Origin of the sequence: Streptomyces sp. (genome assembly GCF_031178505.1) — a bacterium.
GTDB lineage: Bacteria > Actinomycetota > Actinomycetes > Streptomycetales > Streptomycetaceae > Streptomyces > Streptomyces gulbargensis.
Window position 1 is genome coordinate 1 of record NZ_JAPSIW010000382.1, and the last position, 6,601, is coordinate 6,601.

Sequence of the window (6,601 nt, forward strand, 5' to 3'; positions counted from 1 at the left end):
CGGCGGAGCGCCGAGGCGTGAGGCGGTGCGTGGACCTCCTGTTCGGGCAGCGGGCCCGCCTGCGGTGGCTGCATCTGATCCTGGGCGGCGCGCTGTTCATGCCGTACTGGCTGGTCGGCACCGTCGTCGTGGGGCCGCTGCTGGACGCGCCGGGTCTCTTCGCGGGCAGTGTCGCCGTGCAGTTCGGCGCGTACGCCGTCGGGCTGCCGCTGGCGGCGGTGACCGCGCTGTTCCCCGCCGCCCGGCCGCTGTCGGTGGCGGCGGCGCGGGCGCTGTGCGGGGTGCCCGCGGACCGGTTCGCGGACGGTCCGGCGCGCGGCCGGGAGGCGAAGGCCCGGACGGCCGGCTGGTTCACGCTCCACGTGGGTGCCGGGGCCCTGGTCGCCGGGGCGACACTGGCGCTGCCGCCGTTCGCGGTGGCGGTGGCGGCGCTGCCGTTCTCGGCGGGCCTGCGGCGGTCCGAGCTCGGACGCTTCTGGGGCCTGGACCGGCTCGGCTGGACGGCGCTGCCGGCCGGGCTGCTGATGCTGCTCGCGCTCGCCGCCGCGGCCGCCGTCACCGGGACCCTGCTCGCCCGGCTGGCGCCCCGGCTGCTGGGGCCGAGCCCGGCGGACCGGCTCGCGGCGGCGGAACGGCGGGCCGCCGAGGCCGAGTCGCGCAACCGGCTGGCCCGCGAGCTGCACGACTCGGTCGGCCACGCCCTGAGCGCCGTCACCCTGCAGGCGGGCGCGGCCCGCCGGGTGCTGGACGCCGGGGGCAGGGATTTGGAGTTCGTGCGGGAGGCGCTGACCGCGATCGAGGAGACCACCCGGCGCACGGTCGGCGAGCTGGACCAGGTGCTCGGCCTGTTGCGACGCGGAGACCCCGGCGAGCCCGGCGGGGCGCAGGGGGCGGCCGGGGCCGGGCCGGGGCTCGACGCCCTGGAGGCGCTGGTGCGGGGTGCCGGGCCGCACGTGGCGCTGACCGTGACGGGCGCCCGGGGCCGCGTACCGGAGGCGCTGTCCCGGGAGGCGTACCGGATCGTCCAGGAGGGGCTGACGAACGCGGCCCGGCACGCCGGCGGCGCGCCCGTCACCGTGCGGGTCGGCGTCGGCGACGAGGAAGTGGAGATCACCATGGAGAACCCCCTGTCGGGGCGGACACCGGTCACCCGGCCCGGTGGCGGGCACGGCCTGCGCGGCATCGCGGAGCGGGCCCGGCTGCTGGGCGGCACCGCCGGGGCCGGCCCGGCCGACGGCGTGTGGCGCCTCGCGGTCAGGATCCCCCGGTGAGCGCCCCGGTCCGGATCGTCCTGGCCGACGACGAGCGGATGGTACGGACGGCCCTGCGGGTCATCCTGGACGCCGAGCCCGGCCTGGAGGTGGTCGGGGAGGCGTCCACCGGCGCCGAGGCGGTCTCGGTGGTGCGCGAGCGCCGGCCGGACGTGGTCCTCATGGACGTGCGGATGCCGGAGGTGGACGGCATCCGGGCCACCGAGCGGATTCTCGGCGGGATGCCGGACCCGCCCCGGATCGTGGTCGTGACGACCTTCGAGAACGACGCGTACGTGTACGACGCGCTGCGCGTGGGCGCGGCCGGGTTCCTGCTCAAGCGGGCGGCGGCCGAGGAGCTGGTGGCGGCGGTGCGGCTGGTGGCGCGGAGCGACTCGCTGCTCTACCCGGCGGCCGTCCGGGGCCTGGCCGCCGAGCACGCCCGGCGCCGTCCGCCGGTGGCCCCGCCGTGGGTGGGGCGGCTCACCGAGCGGGAGGCGGAGGTGCTGCGGCTGGTGGCGAAGGGGCTGACCAACGCCGAGATCGCGGCCCGGATGGGGGTCGGGGCGGCCACGGTCAAGACGCATGTGGCGGCGGTCCTGGCGAAGTCGGGGGCGCGGGACCGGACGCAGGCGGTGATCCTGGCGTACGAGTCGGGGTTCGTGGGGGTGCGCTGAGGACCGCCGGGGCGGACACCGGGGGCCGGTGCGCGGGCGTGCGCGGCCGGGGCGGACATGAAGGTTCGCTGAGAATCGGACGATTCCGGAACGGCCCGTACCGGCCCGTTCGTCCCGACAGGTGCGATGAACAAGACGATCAGGCGCGCCTCCGTCTTCACGCTGCTCCTGGTGCTGGCCCTCCTCGGCCGGGCCACCTGGGTGCAGGCGTACGAGGCCAAGGCGCTCGCGAACGACCAGAAGAACCGGCGCAAGACCATCGAGCAGTACGGTCAGCCGCTCGGGAACATCGTCGTGGCCGGCACGCCGGTCACCGGCTCGACCAGAACCCGGGGCGGCGATCTCGCGTACAAGCGCACCTACACCGACGGCGAGCTGTACGCGGCGGTGACCGGCTACAGCTCGCAGGCGTACGGCGCCACGCAGCTGGAGGGCATCTACGACGACGTCCTCGACGGCACCGACGACCGGCTGAGGAACCCGCTGGACGCGGTCACCCGGCGGCAGGGGGAGCCGGGCACCGTGCTGACCACGATCGACCCGGAGGTGCAGAAGGCAGGCCACAGGGCGCTCGGGAACAAGAAGGGCGCGGCCGTCGCGATCGACCCGGTCACCGGGCGGATCCTCGGCATGGTCTCCACCCCGTCCTACGATCCCTCGCGGATCGCCGGGACGACGGACGGGAAGGCCTGGCAGGAGCTGACCGGTGACCCGGACAAGCCGATGGTCAACCGGGCGCTGCGGCAGCCGCTGCCGCCCGGCTCCACCTTCAAGCTGGTCGTCGCGGCGGCGGCCCTGGAGGAGGGGCTGTACGCCTCGGTGGACACGGCGACGGCGAGCCCCGACCCGTACACCCTGCCGCACACCCGCACGGTGCTGCCGAACGAGAACGCCTCGGCACCGTGCGAGAACGCCACGATCCGTACCGCCCTCCGCTACTCCTGCAACAACGTCTTCGCGAAGATGGCCGCCGACCTCGGGCAGGACAAGGTGCGGGCCATGGCGGAGAAGTTCGGCTTCAACGACACGGAGCGGGACGTCCCGGTCCGCGCCTACGCGAGCGTCTACCCCTCGGGCATGGACCCGGCGCAGACGGCACTCACCGGCATCGGCCAGTTCGACGTGACGGCCACCCCGCTCCAGATGGCGATGGTGTCGGCGGTCCTCGCCCACGACGGTCTGCTGGCCGCCCCGCACATGGTCGCGCAGGTGGTCGACTCCGACGGCGACCCCCTCACCACGTACCGGGACGGGGACACCACCCGGGTCGTGTCCGCGTCGACCGCGCGGCAGCTGCGCGAGGCGATGCGGACGGTGGTGGAGCAGGGGACGGGCAGCAACGCGGCGCTGCCCGGGGTCGAGGTCGGCGGCAAGACGGGCACGGCGCAGCACGGCGAGAACAACAGCAGCACGCCCTACGCCTGGTTCACCTCGTACGCGAAGGACCCGGCGACCGGGAAGCAGGTCGCCGTGGCGGTGATGATCGAGGACTCGGGCGCGGCCCGCTCCGAGGTCAGCGGCAACTCACTGGCGGCCCCGGTGGCCCGGCAGATGATGGCGGCGGCCCTGAAGTGACGTGTCCCGGGGCCCGATTGGCCCCGGGACCCGCGCACGCGGTATGCAGGGGGCGCTCGACGTCCGAGCACGCTTTCGAACCGAGTCCCGATCCCGCGGAGGACCGCCGTGCGCCTGCCCCGTTCCCTGTCCGGCTGGACCATGGCGGTCTTCGGCGCGCTGGCCGCCGCGCTCGGCGTGGTCGGCCTGGCCGTCCCGGACGCGCTGCTCACCGTGATGGGCTTCGAGCCGGTGTCGGACGGCGGCCGGGCGGAGGGCGACCACACCCTGGTGTTCCTGACGGCCTCCTCGATGGCCGCGCTCAACATGGGCGTGTACTACGTGCTGGCCGCGCTCGCCGACTGGAAGGCCTTCTTCCGCTGGACGGTCCCGTTCCGGCTGCTGACCTGCGCCGTCTTCACCCTGGCCGTGGTGGCCGGCCGCGCCCCGGCCGGGTTCCTCGGGGTGGGCCTGTGGGAGGGGCTCGGCGCGCTGGCGACCGGGGCCGCGCTGCGGTACGAGAGGCGGCGCGGCGCCCCCGCGTCCTGAGCCGGGTCCCGGCGGTGCGGGCCGCGCGGCCCGCACCGCGGGGACGCCCGCCGTACGGGCGTCCCCGTGGTGCGGGGCGACCGGGCGGCGGGGAGCATGGAGGAGGACGGGCGGGCACGGCGGGAGGAGGGCACAGTGACGGCCGGTTCCTTCCCGGGGACGGAGGGCCGGGCCGGTGCGCCCTTCGACGGCGGGGCCGGGGTGCCCTTCGACGGCAGGGGGCTCCTCGACGTCCTCGGGGTGGCGGCGGTCCTCCTGGACGGCCGCGGCCGGATCGTCCTCTGGAGCCCGCAGGCCGAGGAACTGTTCGGCTACCGCGCCGACGAGGCCCTCGGACGGTACGCGGCCCGGCTGATCGTCGGCCCCGAGCACCGGGACGAGGCGATCCGCCTCTTCCGCGAGGTCCTCACCGAGGGGTCCCCCTGGGCGGGCACCTTCCCCGTGCGGCACAAGGACGGCACGACCCGGTGCGTGGAGTTCCGCAACATGCGGCTCACCGACGACCTCGGCGATCTGTACGCGCTGGGCATCGCCGCCGACCGGACGGCCGTCGCCCGCGTGGAGACCGAGCTCGCCCTCTCCGACCGGCTGGTCTCCCAGTCCCCCATCGGGCTCGCCGTGCTCGACACCGACCTGCGCTACGTCCTGGTGAACCCGACCCTGGAGCGGATCGACGGCGTGCCGGCCGCCCGGCACATCGGGCGGCGGATCGGCGACCTGATGCCGTGGCCCGAGGCCGAGGCGCTGGAGGAGGCGGCGCGCACGGTGCTCGCCACCGGCGCGCCGCTGCTCGACCGGCCCGTGGTGGGCCGGGCGGCGAGCGCGCCGGACGAGGGCGAGCGCGCCTGGTCGGTCTCCTTCTACCGGCTGGAGGGGGCCGAGGGCCGGGTCCTCGGGGTGGCGGCCTCCGTGATCGACGTGACCGAGCGGCACCGGGCGGACGCCGAGGCGGACCGCTCCCGGCGGCGTCTGGCGTTCGTCGCGGACGCCTCCGCCCGGGTCGGCACCACCCTGGAGGTGGAGCGGACCGCCGACGAACTGGCCGGGGTGGTGGTGCCGGAGCTGGCGGACATCGCCGCCGTCGACGTGCTCGACTCGGTGCTGTCGCTGCGCCGGCCGGGCGCCCCCGAGCAGGGACCGGAACTCTTCCGGGCGCTGGCGGTGAAGGCCGCGCACCGGACGGAGGCGCTGCCCGCGGCGGACCCGCCGGGGGCGGTGGCGATGTACGGGGAGGACCGGCTGGTCACCCGGTGCGTGCACACGGGCCGGCCGGTCCTGGTGGAGCGGGTGGGGCCCGAGGACCTGCCCCGGATCGCCCGCGACCCCCAGGCGGCGGAGCGCCTCGCGCGGGCCGGGGTGCACTCCTACCTGGCGGTGCCGCTGATCGCGCGGGGCGAGGTGCTCGGCGCGCTCGACCTCAAGCGGGACCGCAATCCGCTGCCGTTCGACCGGGACGACGTGCTGCTCGCGACGGAGCTGGCCGCGCGGGCGGCGGTCAGCATCGACAACGCGCGCTGGTACCAGAGCGTGCGGAACTCGGCGGTGACGCTCCAGCGCAGCCTGCTGCCGGGGAAACCGCCGGAGCCGGCCGGCCTGGAGGTGGCGGTCCGCTACCAGCCGGCGCAGGCGTCGAGCGAGGTGGGCGGCGACTGGTACGACGTGATCGAGCTGCCCGACGAGAAGACGGCCCTGGTGGTCGGGGACGTGATGGGCAGCGGCATCGACGCGGCGGCGACGATGGGCCGGCTGCGGACGGCCACCTGCGCCTTCGCCGACCTCGACCTCTCCCCCGCCCAGGTGCTGCGGCACCTGGACCGGATCACCGCCGGTCTGGAGCACTACATCGCCACCTGCCTCTTCGCCGTGCACGATCCGCGCCGGGGACGGCTGAGGATCGCGAACGCCGGCCATCTGCCGCCCGTCCGGGTCCCGGCGGACGGTCCCGCCGAGCTGGTACGGGTGTCGACGGGCCTGCCGCTGGGGGTGGGCGGCGGGGTGTTCCGCACGGCGCGGGTGCCGTTCCTCCCCGGGGACCTGCTGGTCCTCTACACGGACGGCCTGATCGAGACCCGGGACGCGCCCATCGACGAACGGCTCGCGCTGCTGGTGCGGCTGCTCGACGAGTCGCGCGGGCCGCTGGAGGAGACCTGTGACCGGCTGCTGCGGGCGCTGCGGCGGCCCGGCGCGCCGGACGACGTGGCGCTGCTCGTGGCCCGGAGCACGAGATGAGCGGCCGGGCCCGCCGGCACGCCGCCGGCCGGGGACGGGGTCCGCGCGGGCCGGCGGGCCCGGAGCGCGGGACGGGGCTGCGGAGTGTGGCCGGGCAGGTCTTCGCCCTGGAGGCGCTTATCGCGCTCCTGGTGATCGTGGCGGCGGTGCTGGTGACGCTCCACCAGGCCCGGCAGGACACCGAGCGGGACGCCCGGATCCGTTCCCCGGCGGTGGCGGAGGCCTTCGCCAAGGCGCCGGGGGTGGACGAGGCGGTGACCTCGCCCGATCCGACGAAGGTGCTCCAGGACCGGGCGGAGCGGACGCGGCTGGCCACCGGCGTCGACTTCATCGCGGTCCTCG

General features: G+C 76.0%; 5 protein-coding genes and 1 pseudogene. All 6 read left to right on the forward strand.

Translation table 11 applies throughout. The features are described from left to right. The first annotated feature begins 17 nt into the window (after positions 1-17). On the forward strand, positions 18-1,271 hold the full coding sequence (locus tag RIF68_RS22700) for a histidine kinase (protein WP_309053135.1): 1,254 nt from the start codon (positions 18-20) through the stop codon (positions 1,269-1,271). Beyond that, on the forward strand, positions 1,268-1,927 hold the full coding sequence (locus RIF68_RS22705; protein WP_309053132.1) for a response regulator transcription factor: 660 nt from the start codon (positions 1,268-1,270) through the stop codon (positions 1,925-1,927). The genes RIF68_RS22700 and RIF68_RS22705 overlap by 4 nt, the downstream gene beginning before the upstream one ends. 126 nt (positions 1,928-2,053) lie before the next feature. Then, on the forward strand, positions 2,054-3,502 hold the full coding sequence (locus RIF68_RS22710) for a penicillin-binding transpeptidase domain-containing protein (RefSeq protein ID WP_309053133.1): 1,449 nt from the start codon (positions 2,054-2,056) through the stop codon (positions 3,500-3,502). A 141-nt stretch (positions 3,503-3,643) separates the two neighbouring features. Then, the gene (locus RIF68_RS22715) at positions 3,644-4,030 is read left to right on the forward strand and encodes a hypothetical protein (RefSeq protein ID WP_309053136.1); all 387 of its coding nucleotides are present in this window, start codon (positions 3,644-3,646) and stop codon (positions 4,028-4,030) included. Between the two features lie 135 nt (positions 4,031-4,165). Next, positions 4,166-6,259, forward strand: coding sequence for a SpoIIE family protein phosphatase (locus tag RIF68_RS22720; RefSeq protein WP_309053134.1), 2,094 nt, complete (start codon positions 4,166-4,168; stop codon positions 6,257-6,259). After that, positions 6,256-6,601, forward strand: a pseudogene (locus RIF68_RS22725) (histidine kinase); the annotation flags it as partial. The gene RIF68_RS22720 and the pseudogene RIF68_RS22725, both read left to right, overlap by 4 nt.

Excerpts from the sequence above, each read along its gene's own strand:
- RIF68_RS22715 (WP_309053136.1), top strand. The coding sequence starts at position 3,644 with ATGGCGGTCTTCGGCGCGCTGGCCGCCGCGCTCGGCGTGGTCGGCCTG.
- RIF68_RS22710 (WP_309053133.1), top strand. The coding sequence starts at position 2,054 with ATGAACAAGACGATCAGGCGCGCCTCCGTCTTCACGCTGCTCCTGGTG.